Here is a 17373-nt window from a genome sequence, read left to right as displayed (position 1 = left end):
TTCAACATATATTCCCCTCTGAATATCACTCCCTGGCTTCTATTGCGTACTTTTATTTTTCAGATTAATTTTTGATTGAAGCCTTGAATGTCACAAAAAATTAACATTCAACCTTTGCTTAAACCAACAACAAAACATCGCACAGCAACGTTTCATTTTCAGGAGTCGGACTATGACAGATACCACACAGACCACTACATCACCTGATTTTAATACCATCAGCACCTGGACTGCGGCCGATTATGCCTTACTGACCGCCAATCTTGTTCAGTCCATGACCATTGCTCAGGTGCAGGCAATGTTGCACCCTGAACAGGTCCCCACTGCCGCGGTCAGCGGCTTTACCCCGGAACAAATCAGCAGCATAAAGGTGACTTTTTACCCTACCGCAGCCTGGATAAATGCTTTAAATATCCCGGCGTTGCAGGCCTTGAGCCCTGCGGCATTTTATCATGTGACCCGCCCGCAACTGGTTGGTGTCGACGCCGCGCATCTGTCTGCCCTGACGGCAGCCCAGGTTGCCGGCACCAATAAACTCGACGCATTAAGCAGCGCTCAGTTCGGGTTACTGAATATCTCCGGGATGTCCGTATCCCAGATTGCAGGCTTAACTGCGACGGAATATGCCGGTCTTAGCGCGGCACAAATTTCCTCTCTGAGCCCGTCGCAAATATCGGCTATTGCTAATATCGTTAACCTGCCGCTCGCAGCGGTTAGCGGATTGACTGCAAACCAACTGGCAGTCCTCTCCGTAGATTTCTCCACCGTCTCCGTCAACTGGCTTAACGCGCTAAATACTAATACCTTCCAAAGTCTCAGCGCCGCCCAAATTGGCCAGCTTAGCGCTACAACGTTGGGCGCTCTTGATGACGCACATCTCAGTGCACTTACCGCCGGCCAAGTTGCCGCCTGCTCCGATCTGACTACGCTTACTGCCAGCCAGTTCGGGCTTCTCAATATTTCGGGCCTCTCGACAACGCAGATAGCCAGTCTGAACGCCACCGAATTTTCTGGGCTCACCGCGGCGCAAATCTCCTCCCTCAGTCCGAGCCAGGTAGCGGTGATTCCCTCTATCGGGAGCCTGTCCCTGGCTGCAGTCAGTGGGCTGACCGCAAACCAAATGGCAGCGATCACCACGGACTTCTCCACCCTTTCCGTCGACTGGCTTAATGCGCTAAACACGAATGCTTTCCAGAGCCTGAGTACGGCTCAAATCGCTCAAATCAGCGCGGTAACCGTATGCGCCCTTGATGATGCACATCTCAGCGCACTCACTGCCAACCAGGTTGCCGCTTGTACAGCCCTGACGACACTCACTAACGCCCAATTCAGCTTGCTAAACCTTAGGGGTGTCTCAGCCAGCGTTATGGCAGGCTGGTCCCAACAGGTCTGGGCCGGTCTGACCGCTGCCCAAGTTTCTACATTCAGCATTGCGCAGATTGAGAGCTTCCAACATGCGAGCTGGCTACCCGCAACAGCCGCTGCGGGCTTATTACCTTCGCAGATGGCGGCTCTGACTTCCAATTACAGCCAGTTCAGCGCCGACTGGTTCAATCATCTGCAATTGTCCTCCTTTACAGCGCTCGATACCGGCCGTCTAAGCCAGATCTCCTGGTCTGCTTTTTCAGGAATGGATAGCGCACACCTGACTGCTTTGAGTGCGGCCCAGGTTGCCGCTATGACTAACCTGGGCTCCATGCCGAGCGGGGCATTCGGTCACCTGAACATTAGCGCCTTATCTGGCGCGCAGATTTCTGCACTAACGTTGAGCCAGTACCAGGGTTTAACCCCAACGCAGATAACCAGCCTGAGCACTGCTCAAATCCAGGCGCTGGCGCATCCGGAGTGGCTGGCACCTGGCGTCATCAATAACATCAGCGTTGCACAATTCAGCGCTATGACGACTGACCAGTTTGCCAGCATGACACCCGGTGCCATTTCTTCTCTGGATGCAGCTCATCTCGCCGCCTGGCCCGGGGATGTCACCGCACTGACACAACAAGAACTTTTAGAGGTCGCGCCGCGTCTGACAAACACTCAGCTCAACCAGCTCACGGCAAGCCAACAAAGTCTGCTCGCTGCAAGTGACTCCACTGCCCAGAGCCTGATTAATAGCCTGAGTGATGCCGGGCTGAAAAGCATCATGCAGTCGGTGGAATCTGGAGTCGGGACCTTGTTCAGCTTTAGCGCCATTGAATCGGTGTTGAAAACACTGGATGCCGGAATCAGTGACGGCTTATCCGCCTCTCAATATGCCGGGCTGCAAAGTTATACGCAGGACATTGGCCAGGTTTGTGGAGAAAATTCATCGATTTATTCTCTGATCAACAGCATGGTTAACGGCGCTAACGGTGCCTCGGTGGACTGGGTGAATGCGGACGGAACCTACAGCCGTATTGGTAATCTTGCCGTCGGCTCGTCTGCTACCCAGTTTGGTGAGGAGATCTCTGCCTGGCTTGACGGCACCAATCGTCCCGCCTCTTCGAGTACCTATTACACTGACGGGCGTTTGTTGTTTGGTAAGAGCGGCACACCAAGCATCAATGACATCAGCCAGGGTCAACTCGATGATTGTGGCACTCTTGCCGCCGCGCAGACGGTGGCAAATGTCTCGCCGGATTTCATCAAATCCATGTTTGTGCAGAACGCCAACGGTACCTACAGCGTACGTTTCTTTGATTATGATACTGGCAAAGCAGACTGGGTTACGGTTGATAATCAGACCTACACTCACGGAGAAGGGGTATCGGGTTCTTCCTGGGGGGCTATTTACGAGCGTGCGAGTGCCGCATTCAGATCCTCATTTGACGGCAGGAACAACAGTTACGGGGTGATTGGCGGAGGGTACAAAGAATTGTACCGAGTGACGGGGAACTCAATCTCAACATATGGAGCACCGAACTATTCTCAATCGTCCTGGGAGACCAGCATTTATAACACGTTGAAACAAGCGGTGCTGGAAGGAGAACCGGCGATTATCCAAAGTGAGATTAATACGAATGATGATACTCATTTTGTCGCAAACCATGCGATGACTATCGCAAGCTATGATGCCGCCACGGATAAATTTGTCATTGCCAATCCGTGGGGAACCGGTGGAAATGGCCTCTTTGAAGCGTCCATTGATGAGATGAGGCAAGGGGGAAAAAGTTGGATTTTTATCTCTAATTCAATGGGCGCGTCCTCTCCGGCAGGACAACTGGTTACTGCAATGGCGACCACTGCACCAGTGTCTGCAGCAACTAGCAGCACATCTGGATTAAGCGATGCGGCGCCACAAAGCGCACCTTTGTTGACTGCCGCTCATGCCTGATGAAAAGTTGCGCCCAAAAAGGCGTCGGAAGGTATCGTAATAACTAATATTATGCTGATAAAAAAACGGATGGCTAAACCATCCGTTTTTTCTATATAAAAGTCAGCGTCCTCACCCTCCATTCTGTACGTATTTAACTTATTGACTTAAATTCGAATCAGAAGAAAATGGCTCTTTTCAAGCGACTACCAGAATCACTGGAGCACACCATTAACCGTTGCTTTCACTCCCTCTCTAAAATGAAAAAGTCAGGCGCTTTGATAGCTGCCGCTCTTTTGCTTGCTAGCTGTGCGTCCAAGCCGCCGAGTTCCCTTGTCACACCGCTTCCCAAGCCACATCCGGCAAAACCTGCGCAAAATCAGGAGCCGGTTCGCGGGGTTTGGTTGACGACGGTTTCACGTCTTGACTGGCCTCCGGTGACATCGGTCAACGGCAGCAGCCCGGCTATTCGCATCAGTCAGCAACAAAAAGCGCTAACCGACAAACTCGATAACCTGAAAAGTCTCGGTATTAATACCGTGTTTTTCCAGGTTAAACCTGACGGCACGGCGCTCTGGTCATCACGCATTTTACCCTGGTCAGATATGATGACCGGGAATATTGGTGAATATCCTGGCTACGACCCGCTACAGTTTATGCTCGATGAAGCGCATAAACGCGGTATGAAAGTTCACGCCTGGTTTAATCCCTATCGTGTGTCGGTTAACACTAAGCCGGGTACCGTTGCTGAACTCAACCGGACTTTATCGTTAGACCCGGCCAGCGTGTTTGTCCTCCACCGTGACTGGATTCGTACCGCAGGCGATCGCTTTGTGCTGGACCCAGGAATCCCTGAAGTGCGGGACTGGATAACCAGCATCGTGGCCGAAGTCGTCTCAAATTACGCGATAGATGGCGTCCAGTTCGATGATTATTTCTATACTGAATCGCCGGGTTCGGCGCTCAACGATAGCCAGACTTACAAAAAATATGGTCAGGGGTTTGCTTCAAAAGCGGACTGGCGGCGGCATAACACTCAGCAACTTATTTCTCAAGTTTCCCACACAATCAAACAGTTAAAGCCTGATGTCGAATTTGGCGTCAGCCCTGCCGGTGTCTGGCGTAACCGTTCATTCGATGCTGCAGGTTCCGACACTCGCGGCGCTGCGGCTTATGACGAATCCTTTGCTGACACCCGCCAGTGGGTGCAACAAGGTTTGCTGGACTACATCGCCCCGCAGCTATATTGGCCTTTCGCTCGTGATGCAGCCCGTTATGACGTGCTTGCCAAATGGTGGGCAGACGTGGTGAAACCAACAAATACGCGGCTCTATATTGGCCTGGCACTATATAAAGTGGGCGTTCCTGCAAAAAATGAACCGGACTGGATGGTAAAAGGCGGTGTGCCGGAGCTTAAAAAACAGCTCGATTTGAATGAGTCCCTGCCGCAGATTAAAGGCACGATCCTCTTCAGAGAAGATTACCTGAACCAGCCGCAAACTCAGGAAGCTGTAAGTTATCTTCGCAGTCGCTGGGGGAGTTAATAATTAACTCTATGTAATTTAAGGTTTTATTTAATTACGGCGTCGCTACGTGAATTCTGCAAAATCAGTACTGTCAATGTGCTGCAGAATTCACGCTACGTGCTTTAGGAAGTGCTTATTTCATAATATAAAATTTTTTTTAATAATTAATATTAATGCCAGTAATGTTGGTTGAAGAGTTTTTATTCCCATTTTTTTCAAACAATTAATCTTTTGAGAACTAATGGTGTAGTCGATAAAAGGCGATTTGCTTAGCCATGCGTAATGATTACGCATGGCTCGGGGATTTTATTTCCCACTGCTTCTTTCTAAACTCGCCCGGTGTACAGGCAACTTCGCGTTTGAAAAATTTCACAAAATTGGTGGCTTCATCAAAACCGAGTTGATCTGCAATAAGTGCGACGGGCGTCGTGGAGTTTGCTAAAAGTCGTTTTGCTTCAAGATTGATTCGCGAAGCGATAATGTTTTTGGCTGTCACACTTGCCGCCTCAACGGTGGCACGAGTCAAACTCTTCTCTGAACATCCCAGGTGATTTGCATATTGCGCAACCTGATGCCACCTGGCGTAATTATCTTCAACCAACTCTTTAAAGGCTTTAAAACGCTGCATAGCATGCGATGGCTTATCTGCACCCTTCCCATTGTGGCCATGCGCGATAGAAAGACGCAGTAAAAGTGCAAAAAACTGGTGATGCAATAACGCGTTGATTTCACTGCTGTCACCTGCCAATCCTGCATCTTCCCTCATCAACTCAATCGCCTGCACCACAATTCCTTGCTCCCTTTCGTCCAGAACAAGATGGCTGGGAATTTTCTGCGTGAGTTCTTTTACTCTGAAATTAAAGGTCTGTGGTCTTTTCAACGTTGGCGCGGAAATAAACTCCGGGCGGAATAACATGATCCAGCCATCCCAGTGGTTATCCTCCGCAAACCGATGAGCCTGGCCTGGGGATATCGTCAGAAGCGATCCCACTTTGCAGTTAACGGGCATGAAATCAATCCACTGAACGCATTCACCTTCATTGATAAAAATAAGCATTCCAAAAGTATGTTGATGCGGTAGTCGCATCTGTTCCCTACCCAGGCGCTTTCTTAAACCCGAACCAGAAAAAATTTCGATGTCCAGTGAGTAGGTACCGGTTGGCTGATAATCCAGCCTGACGATCTGCTTATCATCTAGATGTCCGTTTTTTATCATTTAAAATCCTTTAACTACCGTTATCGTAAGATGGTGCTGACTTAATATAACCATATTATTGAACGAACAATTCTTAAAGGAAACGACTGTGAAAAAACCAGACTGGTTTAACAATGTTGAAAATCGCACGCATCCATGGGAAGGCATGGGGCTAACCTGGCTGACCACCGCCCTTAACGTGCCCGATGTCCGAGCCGCCATTGATTTTTATACCGGCGCAATGGGCATGGTGGCCATTGCCGAATTAGAAAACGACGAGGGTGAAATGCTATTCGCTCGCATTCGCTATCGCGGAACGAACTTTACGATTAACAAAGAAGGCTGGGATTCAGATCTGAGTTGCCCGCAAACATCAGGTTCCCCAACGCCGTTCATTTTCTATATGTATGTTGATGACGCAACGACGCTAGTAAATGAAATGGTTCGGGCTGGCGCAACGCTGATGAATGCACCTGCAGAAATGTTCTGGGGCGATTTAAAAGCGCGGGTAAAAGATCCTTTTGGATTTATCTGGGATATCGCGCAAAAGCTGTAAGCCATACGGTTCTCTTTAATGAATAGACTAATTACCTCAAAAAGTCGTAAATATAAAGTTACACCACTTGTAACTGCCATTTGACGGTTGACTCACAATCCCTTACCCTTCGCGGCACAATGTCGTTACAACAATTACAAATTCAGAGGGAAGCGTGAAGAATCGCACTCTTGGCAGTATTTTCATCGTGGCAGGAACCACAATAGGCGCAGGAATGTTGGCTATGCCGCTGGCTTCTGCGGGCGTCGGATTTGGGGTGACGTTACTGTTACTTATCGGCCTGTGGGGATTGATGTGCTATACCGCGCTGCTGTTGGTGGAAGTCTATCAGCACGTTTCTGCGGACACCGGGCTTGGCAGCCTCGCCCGCCGTTATCTGGGTAAACCGGGGCAATGGCTCACCGGTTTTAGTATGTTATTCCTGATGTATGCGCTGACCGCGGCATATATCAGCGGTGCCGGGGAACTGCTCGCCGCAAGTCTAAGCCAGTGGCTTTCGACCCCTGTTTCGGTATCCGCAGGCGTTTTGCTGTTCACTATTGTTGCCGGTGGCGTGGTTTGCGTCGGCACGCATATGGTGGATATGTTCAACCGCGTATTGTTTAGCGCCAAGATAGTGATGTTGGTGGTGATGCTGGGGTTGATGATGCCGCACATTCACCACACCAATCTGCTCACTTTGCCGCTTGAAAAAGGGCTGGCGCTTTCCGCTATTCCCGTGATTTTTACCTCATTTGGTTTCCATGGCAGCGTGCCGAGCATTGTGAGTTACCTGGATGGCAACCTGCGTAAACTGCGTTGGGTGTTTATCATCGGCAGCGCGATTCCCCTGGTCGCTTACATCTTCTGGCAGGTAGCAACCCTTGGCGCGATTGATTCAGGCGTATTCCGTGGATTGCTGGCGAATCATTCCGGTCTGAATGGTTTGCTCCAGGCGGTGCGTGAAGTGGTAGCGTCCCCACATGTTGAACTGGCAGTCCATCTGTTTGCCGACCTCGCGCTGGCAACCTCTTTCCTGGGCGTCTCTCTGGGGCTATTTGATTACCTCAGCGACCTGTTCAACCGCAATCGTAAAGCCTCCGGACGGGCGCAAACTGGGCTTATGACTTTTGTTCCGCCGCTGGTTTTCGCCCTGTTCTATCCGCAAGGTTTTGTGATGGCGCTGGGTTATGCCGGTGTAGCGCTGGCCATTCTTGCGCTGATCGTCCCTTCGCTTTTAGTCTGGAAAAGCCGGGAGTTACAAAAAGAGCCTGGCTATCGTGTTGCGGGCGGCAAACCGCTGCTGATTTTGGTTTTCGCCTGCGGCATTGCCGTGATCATTATCCAGGCATTGATTGCCACAGGCGCATTGCCTGAGGTCGGTTAATCGCTCAAACCCGTGTTGACGCGCTTACCAATCTCTTTTAGCTGCGAGTACTTTTCCAGCAAAGAGGGGCCGTCATCCAGGCTCATGGCAAACATCCACATGTATGTCATGACAGAGTAAATATGCCCGGCGTTCCCGACACCTTTCACGGTCATCAGCAAAATGGTCATGGAAAACAGGAACGCTGCGGCAATCCCAATCGATAAATAACCAAACGCTTCGCGATCCGATAAACGAATGCGCACGCGAGCCAAAAAGTTGTAATGCTTATTGAGCGTGTTCTCGCTGGCCGTACCGACAAACCCCACCTCTTTTTCCAGCCGATCATTAAGCTTCTCATAAAGCTGTTCGTTTTTGCGGGTATAACCCGGCAGGAACAGCGCGAAGAAAATCAGCACGCTAAGGCACGCCACCCCCGCCCAGAACTCAATGGTGAGTAACATGACGACCGCGCCGATAATCGATGCTACGGACGTGATAAGCAGCGGCAGGTGCGTTTCGAAAAAATCGACAAATTCACGTGACAGTGTCACGCGAGCAGCGATCGTTGAGTGGTCGTGTTTATCCTTGCGCTGGGCAAGGATCACCGGCACCGCGAGCCCGGCATAGATTCTGGCGAAGGTGCGCGTATCCATGCTGCGGCGTGCAGCACCAATTGCCCACATGATGAAAACCACCAGCGCATACAGCAACGCATGAAGCGGCTGCCCTTTGATGATGGCGTTAATCGCAAAACCGGCCATTAACGGATATAGCAGATAAATAATGTTCTCGGCGACCACCAGCAAAAGGGTTAATACGAGCTTTTTGCTATGGAGTTTTGCGAGCTTTTTTAGGGTATTCAAGGCACCGCGCGATGGCGTAAGCTCGGCGGTTTGATGAGACGTATGCATGACTTTATATTCTTAGATTGTTATTCTTGAGCGGTTGCTCAAGAATGAGAGAAGTCTATTTGAGCACTTGCTCAAAGTCAACGAAGGTACCGGGATGAAAGAAAAAGCGTCTGTTCTGAAAGAGAATATTCTTGATGCCGCCATCACCCTTTTTACCGAAAAAGGGGTGGAAAAGGTCACAACCCGCGAGCTAACCGAACAGGTTGGCATCGCCCGCAGCCATATTTATCACTACTTCCCGGACTGGCAAACGCTCTGCGTTGAGGCCTTTTCCCGGTTTATGTATGCAGAGCTGGAATATTTTACTCAAAAGACACGCGCGTTGCCGCCCGAGCAGGGGCTGAATGTTTTTGTGGAAGACTATTTACCCGACCGCGCCGATGCAGTCTGGGAGCTGTATGGATCGCTCTGGCGCCTTGCGGTGCATAACGCGGTTTATGCCGAACTCGCCCTCGCGCTGACGGAAAAATGGGATGCGCTGCTGGCAAGTATTATTGAGGCGGGAATAAATAGCGGCGTTTTTCGCCGGAGTGACGTCTGGCGCGTTACCCGTCAGCTTGGGGCTTTGCTGAACGGGTATTCAGACCAACTTATTATTGATAGCGCTCCGCTCGCCCGCGTTCAGGCTCTGGAAGATATTCAGGCATTTATTCACCAGGCGCTTTTAGCCTGAGAGAGTGACGCTACGGATAAGTAATCCCTGCGGGGTTCACTTCAGACGTAGCCACTTCTTCACCCTTTTCTCCCCAACGCGCCAGAACCTGCTGGTATTCACCACGCTTTGCCGCCCCATCAAGTGCGGCCTGCAACGCATAAACCAGGCCATTTCCTTTCTTAGTGGTGGTGGCAACGTAGGCCTTTTTAGGCCCAAGGCCAACCACCCGCGTGGTTCCCGTGAGGGCGGCTTTATAGGCGGCAACACTTTGCGGGCCGAAAGTCGCATCCGCACGTCCAGCCTGAATATAGAGATTGCCAGATGCATCATCGGTCAGATAGATCGGCTGAGCCGGTTTACGCCCTTCGCGCTCGTTTAGCTCATTCCAGCCCAGGAGGATTTTTTCCTGATTCGTTCCCGAACCTAAAATGATACGCAGCCCGGCGACATCCGCAGGCCCTTCAATTTTTTGAATTTTACTGTCTGATTTCACTGAAAACGCCAGGGAATCCACGCGGTAAGTCGCAAAATCAAACTTGGTTTTCCGCTGCTCGGTAACGGCAATATTCACCAGCGCAACATCGTATCGCCCGGAAGTAATCCCCAGCGGCCAGTCTTCCCATGCGGTCGGCACCAGCTTGAGTTTCAGGCCTAAACTATCAGCCAGCAGACGGGCAATATCCGGATCGCTGCCGATCCTCGTGCGATTATCACTTGCCAGCATGGCAAGCGGCGGCGAGTTAAGCGCGGAAATCGCCACCGTCAGCGTTCCCGGTTCAACAAATTTAAAACCCTGCGGAATTTTGCTGATAGCAACGGGGTCTTGCGCGGTATGAATCGGCTGTTCATTCGCTTTAAGGTCGAGAGTTCCTTGAGCAAAGCTCGTGGTACTTAACAGCAATAGTGCCAGTGGGACAAATTTCATTCCTGCTCCTTAAAGAACTTTCGATAAAAACTGACGCGTACGCGAATGCTGCGGATGGTTTAACACTTCATCGCTGCTACCCTGCTCGACAATTTTTCCATCGACCATAAACACCACGTTATCCGCCACTTCGCGGGCAAAGCCTATCTCATGCGTAACCACCACAAGCGTCGTGCCGGAACGCGCCAGTTTTTTAATCACATCCAGCACTTCACCCACCAGCTCCGGATCCAGGGCGGAGGTGGGTTCATCAAACAGCATCACACGAGGACGCAGTGCCAGCGCACGGGCAATCGCGATACGTTGCTGTTGCCCGCCGGAAAGATGGCGTGACCAGGCGTCCGCTTTATTGCGCAGCCCTACCACATCCAGCAACTGATATGCCTGCTCAATAGCGGCTTTGCGATTAAGCTGCTTATGGGCAATCGGCGCTTCAATCAGATTTTCCAGCACCGTGAGGTGCGGAAATAAATTAAAGTTCTGGAACACATACCCGACGTTAACCCGCTGGCGCAGGATCTCTTTCTCTTTGAGCTCATACAGTTTGTCTCCCGCCTGACGATAGCCAATGTAATCCCCATCAATCTGGATAAAGCCCTCATCCACGCGTTCGAGATGATTTATCGCCCGTAATAGCGTGGATTTACCGGAACCGGATGGCCCAAGAATCACCGTCACTGAGCCCGGTTCCAGCTCCAGAGAGACGTTATCGAGCGCCTTGTGGCGACCAAAATATTTGCTGACGCCGGTAATCGAAATATGACCCGTTTGGCCGGAATGATTATGGGAGAGGGACATGAGCGGCCTCCTGAGTTTGCAGCACGGGCTGGCGGGATGGATTGCGGGCTGGGTTTTGTTGATTGATAGCAGAGCGGCGTTCACTGCGTGCCAGCCAACGTTCAACCAGGTGTTGAATCAGAGACAGAACGCTTGTGATCACCAGGTACCAGACCGCGCCTACCATTAATAGCGGGATCACTTCCTGGGTGCGGTTGTAAATCATCTGGATGGTGTAGAACAGCTCCGGCATTGCCAGAACGTAAACCATCGCCGTCCCCTTCGCCAGGCTGATAATTTCATTAAAGCCGGAAGGCAAAATAGTCCGTAATGCCTGGGGTAAAATAATACGCACGGTACGACGCCAGGCCGGTAAACCTAATGCCGCCGCCGCTTCGTATTGCCCGTGGTCAACGCCCAAGAAGCCGCCGCGGATAATCTCTGCGGTATACGCGCTTTGTACCAGCGTCAGGCCCACAACGGCGGTAGAAAACTGCCCGAGAACATTAATCGTCTGGTAGCTTCCCCACTGAATCTGAGTAAACGGGATGCCGATAGACAGCGTGTCGTACAGATAGGAGAAGTTATACAGAATGATCAGCACCACAATCAGCGGCAGCGAGCGAAACAGCCAGATATAACTCCACGCCAGGCTATTTAATAGCCATGAAGAGGAAAGCCGCGCCAGCGCCAGTAAACCGCCAAAGGCCACGCTCAGTACCGTACCAATAAGCGTCAGCAACAGCGTTTGCGCCAGCCCCTCAAGAATCACCGGATCAAAGAACCAGCGTGCAAAAACACTCCACTCCCAGCGCGGGTTAAACGCCACGGACTGAACCACTATCGCCAACACAAACAGTGCGACGACCGCCCCCAGCGTTCGCAGCGGGTAACGCGCCGGAACGACTTTAATGGTTGAGGGCATGTTTGAAGATCTCGTCATAATCATTCCTCAGGCCGTTTTGCTAAGCGGAGTTAGCGCCAGCACTTTGGTAAAACGCAGTCGTCCGTCATAGGGCGCAACGCTGTATTCTTCGGGATTACGGTTCGTATCGAACTGCGGCTGATACCCAAGGCTTAGATAGAGCTTCACCGCTTCTGGCTGTCGAAACCCCGTCGTCAGGTAAAGCTGGCTGTAACCCGCAAGCTGCGCCCTGCTTTCCAACTCTCTCATCACGCGCTGCGCCACACCTTGTTGGCGCAGGGAAGCGTGCGTCCAGATACGTTTTATCTCTGCGGTATGTTCATCGAAGGGCTTATACGCGCCGGTGGCAATGATTTCGCCGTTGCGCTCCAGCACAATGAATAACCCCTGCGGCGCCAGGTACCACTCGGTCAGTTCGACTTCCGCATCACGGGAAAAATAGTCGCCGTAACGTGCCTCATATTCGCCAAACAGCCCGCTAATGATCGGCTGGAGTTCCGGCGCTTCGGGTGAAACATCACGAAATTGTTCGCGCATGGTCAGCTCCTTAATCGCCAAGTCCGGCTGGGTTAATTTCAGAGGCCGGGATCTGCTCAACGCTTTCACCCCAACGGCTCAGCACTTTGTTGTAATCCCCGTTCTTGATAACGCCATTCAGAGCCGTTTGTACCGGCTCAACCAGGCCACTCTCTTTTTTCAGCGTCACGGCGATATGCGCCGCTTTTGGCCAGCCACCGTCTACCACGCCGACCAGTTGCGTTTTCTGCGTCAATGCTGCTTTCCATGCGCCCGTCACGTTCGGGCCAAAGAAGGCATCTGCCCGCCCAGACTGCAACGCCAGGGTTTGTGCGGCATCGTCTTTGGTATAGACCGGGGTGAAAGGTTTTAGCCCTTTCTTCAGGTTCTCTTCGTTCCATGCCAAAAGAATGGATTCTTGATTAGTGCCGGAGCCTACAATGATGCGCAGCCCGGCAATATCTTCTGCTTTTTCAATCTTCTTAATCGGGCTGTTGGATTTCACGTAGAAACCGAGGGAGTCTTTACGGTAGGTCGCAAAGTCGAATTTCTGTTTGCGATCTTTAGTGACGGTAATATTGCTGATTGCCGCATCATATTTCCCCGAGGTTACGCCTAATGGCCAGTCTTCCCATGAAGTCGGTACGACGTTTAGCTCAAGGCCGAGGCTGTCTGCCACTAAGCGCGCGATGTCCACTTCGCTCCCCAGCAGCGTTTTATTGTCTTCGGCAAAGACGGTCAGCGGAGGAGAGTTAAGCGCTGCTACCGCCACGGTGAATTTACCCGGTACCGCAAAACGGTAATCTTTCGGTAATTGCGCCACTGCCTGAGGATTAACCGGCGTATTAATAGGCGCTTTGTTGGCTTCCAGGCTTACACCGGTGCCGTTAATGGTGACGCTTTCCGCCCATGTTGCCGTTGAAGAAAGGGCCAGAGCGATAGCGAGGATGAGCGATGATTTCTGCATAGCGAGTTCTCTTCTAATGAGTTTTATTGTCGGATGGCGCTGTGCTTATCCGCCTACGAAAGCGCTTGTAGGAGGGATAAGCCTTCATGCCAGCCTACGAAAATTGATTTACCGGGTTGGCGAGGCCGAGGCTTTCACGCAGCGTAGTGCCCGGATACTCCTTGCGGAATAAACCGCGCGCTTGCAGCACGGGAACCACTTCATCCACAAAGCGCGGGAAGGTATCCGGCGTGCCGCCCTGAATGATGAAGCCGTCTGCGGCGTAACGCTCAAACCACTCCTGCAGTCCGTCTGCCACTTGTTGCGCCGTACCGGCAAAACGTGGGCGTGGTGATGCGGCTTCCAGAGCGACCTGGCGCAGCGTGAGATGGCGAGTGCGCGCGTTACGTTTGATTTCATCGGTGGTGCTGCGGAAGCTGTTTTGGCCCAGGTCGCCGATGTCCGGGAAGGCTTCATCCAGCGGGTACTGGCTGAAATCATGATGTTCAAAATAGCGGCCCAGGTAATTCAGCGCATCTTCTACGGAAACGAGCGCCGCGGTAGTTTGATATTGCGCTTCCACATCGGCGGCATCTTTCCCCACAATGATGCTCACGCCCTGGAAAATATGCAGATCGTTTGCTTTACGGCCTTGCGCCTCCAGTTGGCTTTTAACATCGCGATAGAAATATTGCGCTTCTTCAAGGGTTTCATGATGGGTAAAAATAGCATCCGCATGGCGTGCGGCTAATTTCTTACCGTCATCTGATGCGCCTGCCTGAAATACAATTGGCCTGCCTTGTGGCGTGCGCGAAATATTCAGCGGGCCTGCCACCTGGAAGAAATCCCCTCGATGATTTAAGGTGTGCAGCTTATTGGGATCAAAGAATTTACCGCTTTGTTTATCCCGAATAAACGCGTCTTCTTCCCAGGAGTCCCACAGCCCTTTCACCACATCAAGATATTCATCAGCAATGCGATAGCGCAGCGCGTGCTCAGGATGTTTCTCGCGAGAGAAATTCTTCGCGGAGCCTTCTAACGGCGAAGTCACCACGTTCCAGCCCGCACGGCCTTTGCTTAAATGGTCGAGGCTTGCGAACTGGCGAGCCACCGTAAACGGTTCGCTATAAGACGTCGACAATGTGCCAACCAACCCTAAATTCGTGGTCACGCTGGCTAACGCCGACAACACGGTTAATGGCTCAAAACGATTCAGAAAATGCGGGATCGATTTTTCATTAATATATAAACCATCCGCGACAAATAAAAAATCCAGCTTTCCGGCCTCGGCTTTTAGGGCCGTCTCTTTTACAAATTCAAAATTAATACTGGAATCTGCAATAGCCGCCGGGTGACGCCAGGCAGACATATTTCCGGACGCGCCATGCAATATTGTGCCAAGGCGCAGTTGACGATTATCTGACATATTTAATCCTCGGGTTTTTAGTTTTTCAGGAGCGCCTGTTCGGCAAGCGTTGCGAAATATCTCGCCGCATCTTCAATTAATGCCTCATCCGGATTAAACGCCGAATGGTGTAAACCATAAGCGCTGTCGCTACCCATGCTGACGAACGCACCGGGGATGGTTTGCAAATAAACGGCAAAGTCTTCGCCGCCCATGTGCAGTTCGGAGGTTTGCGTCTGGTAGCCCACCTCTTTTGCGACATCCATCGCAAACGCGGCCCATTTTTCATCGTTGATCAATGTGATTGGCCCGTTAAACCACTCCACTTCAATTTGCGCCCCAAACGCAGTGGCTAAACCGGCGGCAATATCACTGATTCGTTTCTCAACCTGTTTTTGAATATCAGCCCGATGGGTACGCACCGTTCCCTCCAGTTCGACGCTTTCAGGCAACACATTCCAGGTATTTCCCCCTTCAATGCGCGTCACGCTGACAACCACGGAATCCAGAGTATTAATGTTGCGGCTGGCGATAGTCTGGAGCGCCAGAACCAACTGGCTGGCAAGCACAATCGGGTCATTGCCTTCGTGTGGACGCGCGGCATGCGCGCCCTTGCCTTTAATCCGCAACACAAAGCGGTCGACGTTGGCATAAAACGCGCCGCCGCGTGTGGCAAAAGTGCCTACCGGTAAGCCCGGCTCGTTGTGCATGCCAAAAATGGCGCTTACGTTTTCCAGCGCACCGGCTTTAATCAGCGCTTTTGCCCCGGTGAAATTCTCTTCCGCAGGCTGAAACAGCAAACGGACGCGCCCGGCTAATTGCGATTCGCGCGCTTTTAATAACAGCGCCGCGCCCAGAATCACGCTGCTGTGAACGTCATGCCCGCAGGCATGCATTACGCCATCATGCTGCGAACTAAATTCAACGCCGCTGGTTTCGTGAATTGGCAGGGCGTCAATATCCGCCCGCAGGGCAATGACTTTCTCCCCATGACCTACTTCCGCAACCACACCCGTTGTAAGCGAATAAGGCAGCAAGCGCAGGCCAGCGGATTCCAGCCAGTGACGGATCCGTGCGGTCGTCTCCACCTCTTTACCCGACAACTCCGGGTTCTGGTGAAGTTCACGTCGCCAGTCGATAAGCTGTTGTGCAAATGTCATCCCTACCCCTTACCAGGCTTCATGTTCGGCGGTGAAATCAGAAACCGATTTCACCGGCGTAACGCCTGCTAACAAACGCAGTGATTGAAAACGAGCTTCAGGAGAGGCTATCGGGGTATCAATAATGAATTCATTGATACCAAATTCTTCACTCAAGGCCGCAAGCCCCGCATGAACGGTTTCGGCCGTTCCTTTTATCAGGGAGGGTTCACGACGTTCTAACCGTTTAATGGCGCTCCCTGCCTGGCGTGCAAAAGCGTGAGCCTGCGCTTCACTCCCGACGCTGACACGCTGGGCGTTTTCAAGCTCAACGCTCCAGATTTCCACCAGCTTTGCCAGTTCATCCGCTTTTTGTGCGTCAGGCGCCACAATGACCTGCACCGCCACCAGCGTGTCGCGCGGGCTTTGGCTGCGCCAGGCGTTGAGCACTTCGCGCATCAGATTTTTATCGCCATTCAAATGAGCGGCGTAGACAAAGTTCCAGTCCAGATTTGCGGCAAGCTTCGCACTTTCCAGGCTTGCGCCCAGTAAGAAACGATCGGCAGTGCGCTCGGGAACCGGTGTGGCACGTAAGGCTTCTTCTTCATCCTCGGCGGCTGCGGGTAGTGAGAGCCAGTTATCCAGTTGGGCAAGCTGATCGGCAAAAGATCCTTTCTCTTCCTGATGGACGCCCGCCTGCAAGGCTCGCGTGGAAAGCGGCAGACCACCCGGCGCTTTACCCACGCCAAGATCAACCCGCCCCGGTGCAAGACTTGCCAGTAAATTGAAGTTTTCCGCCACTTTGTAAGGGCTGTAGTGTTGCAGCATCACCCCGCCGGAGCCGACGCGAATGCGATGCGTTTGCCCGATAATCCACGCAATCAGCAGTTCCGGTGAAGAGCTTGCCAGGCGTGAGGTGTTGTGGTGCTCGGCAATCCAGAAACGGTGATAACCCCAGGTTTCCGCAAGCTGAGCCAGGTTTAACGTGTGCTTCAGAGCCTCGCCTGGGGTGTCGTCCTGCGCGACCGGGCTTTTATCCAGCAGACTGATTCGATAAGACATGCAACAAACTCGTGTTGATTAACATGCCTTCATTAATAAAGTTTCCGCTTCAGCGAGTGAAACAATTAATTTACATTTGGTTAGCAAGAATCTGGATAAGCCGCTGACTCACACATCAAATAGCTCATATTTGAGCTAAAATTAAAATAAATGACCCACATGGACTTTTAATGGCCTTTTACATTGACAAAAGTT

General features: G+C 51.8%; 13 protein-coding genes and 1 pseudogene. 5 read left to right on the top strand and 9 right to left on the bottom strand.

Going from position 1 to position 17373, the window contains the following annotated elements:
• Positions 1-172: 172 nt before the first annotated feature.
• Together AB1E22_RS20190 and AB1E22_RS20185 are read left to right on the top strand one after the other, a co-directional pair.
• Positions 173-3313, top strand: a complete 3141-nt coding sequence (locus AB1E22_RS20190; RefSeq protein WP_367597003.1) for a C2 family cysteine protease — start codon at positions 173-175, stop codon at positions 3311-3313.
• A 239-nt stretch (positions 3314-3552) separates the two neighbouring features.
• Positions 3553-4836: a glycoside hydrolase family 10 protein gene (locus AB1E22_RS20185; RefSeq protein WP_367597416.1), complete on the top strand. Its 1284-nt coding sequence runs from the start codon at positions 3553-3555 to the stop codon at positions 4834-4836.
• A gap of 268 nt (positions 4837-5104) precedes the next feature.
• On the opposite strand, the gene AB1E22_RS20180 is transcribed toward AB1E22_RS20185, so the two are convergent.
• Complete coding sequence (locus tag AB1E22_RS20180; protein WP_367597002.1) at positions 5105-6034, bottom strand: AraC family transcriptional regulator; 930 nt, start codon at positions 6032-6034, stop codon at positions 5105-5107.
• A gap of 88 nt (positions 6035-6122) precedes the next feature.
• Here AB1E22_RS20180 and AB1E22_RS20175 point away from each other — a divergent pair, with 88 nt between their 5' ends.
• Together AB1E22_RS20175 and tyrP are read left to right on the top strand one after the other, a co-directional pair.
• Positions 6123-6569 carry a VOC family protein gene (locus AB1E22_RS20175; protein ID WP_367597001.1) on the top strand — a complete coding sequence of 149 codons (447 nt, stop codon included), beginning with the start codon at positions 6123-6125 and terminating at the stop codon, positions 6567-6569.
• A 154-nt stretch (positions 6570-6723) separates the two neighbouring features.
• Positions 6724-7935, top strand: a complete 1212-nt coding sequence (gene tyrP, locus AB1E22_RS20170) for a tyrosine transporter TyrP (protein ID WP_367597000.1) — start codon at positions 6724-6726, stop codon at positions 7933-7935.
• Here tyrP and AB1E22_RS20165 read toward each other — a convergent pair.
• Positions 7932-8828, bottom strand: a complete 897-nt coding sequence (locus tag AB1E22_RS20165) for an ABC transporter six-transmembrane domain-containing protein (protein WP_367596999.1) — start codon at positions 8826-8828, stop codon at positions 7932-7934. The two genes, tyrP and AB1E22_RS20165, sit on opposite strands and share 4 nt — an antisense overlap.
• A 94-nt stretch (positions 8829-8922) precedes the next feature.
• On the opposite strand from AB1E22_RS20165, the gene AB1E22_RS20160 reads away from it, so the two are divergent.
• Complete coding sequence (locus tag AB1E22_RS20160) at positions 8923-9501, top strand: TetR/AcrR family transcriptional regulator (protein WP_367596998.1); 579 nt, start codon at positions 8923-8925, stop codon at positions 9499-9501.
• Positions 9502-9511: 10 nt separating this feature from the next.
• Here AB1E22_RS20160 and AB1E22_RS20155 read toward each other — a convergent pair whose 3' ends face one another.
• The 7 genes and pseudogenes from AB1E22_RS20155 to AB1E22_RS20125 all read right to left on the bottom strand — a co-directional run bounded on the left by AB1E22_RS20155 (position 9512) and on the right by AB1E22_RS20125 (position 17178).
• Entirely contained in the window at positions 9512-10408 is an 897-nt protein-coding gene (locus tag AB1E22_RS20155) for a transporter substrate-binding domain-containing protein (protein ID WP_367596997.1), read from the bottom strand.
• 9 nt (positions 10409-10417) lie between these two features.
• Entirely contained in the window at positions 10418-11206 is a 789-nt protein-coding gene (locus AB1E22_RS20150; protein WP_367596996.1) for an amino acid ABC transporter ATP-binding protein, read from the bottom strand.
• On the bottom strand, positions 11190-12110 hold the full coding sequence (locus tag AB1E22_RS20145; RefSeq protein ID WP_367597415.1) for an amino acid ABC transporter permease: 921 nt from the start codon (positions 12108-12110) through the stop codon (positions 11190-11192). Before AB1E22_RS20145 ends, AB1E22_RS20150 begins: the two co-directional genes overlap by 17 nt.
• A gap of 27 nt (positions 12111-12137) precedes the next feature.
• Positions 12138-12647, bottom strand: a complete 510-nt coding sequence (locus AB1E22_RS20140; RefSeq protein WP_367596995.1) for a GNAT family N-acetyltransferase — start codon at positions 12645-12647, stop codon at positions 12138-12140.
• A gap of 10 nt (positions 12648-12657) precedes the next feature.
• Positions 12658-14998, bottom strand: a pseudogene (locus AB1E22_RS20135) (NtaA/DmoA family FMN-dependent monooxygenase).
• 17 nt (positions 14999-15015) lie between these two features.
• Complete coding sequence (locus AB1E22_RS20130; RefSeq protein ID WP_367596994.1) at positions 15016-16137, bottom strand: M20 peptidase aminoacylase family protein; 1122 nt, start codon at positions 16135-16137, stop codon at positions 15016-15018.
• A gap of 9 nt (positions 16138-16146) precedes the next feature.
• Positions 16147-17178 carry an LLM class flavin-dependent oxidoreductase gene (locus AB1E22_RS20125; protein ID WP_367596993.1) on the bottom strand — a complete coding sequence of 344 codons (1032 nt, stop codon included), beginning with the start codon at positions 17176-17178 and terminating at the stop codon, positions 16147-16149.
• Positions 17179-17373 lie beyond the last annotated feature (195 nt).

The organism is Buttiauxella gaviniae, assembly GCF_040786275.1.
Taxonomy (GTDB): Bacteria; Pseudomonadota; Gammaproteobacteria; order Enterobacterales; family Enterobacteriaceae; genus Buttiauxella; species Buttiauxella gaviniae_A.
This window is presented reverse-complemented; position numbering and strand designations above follow the sequence as displayed.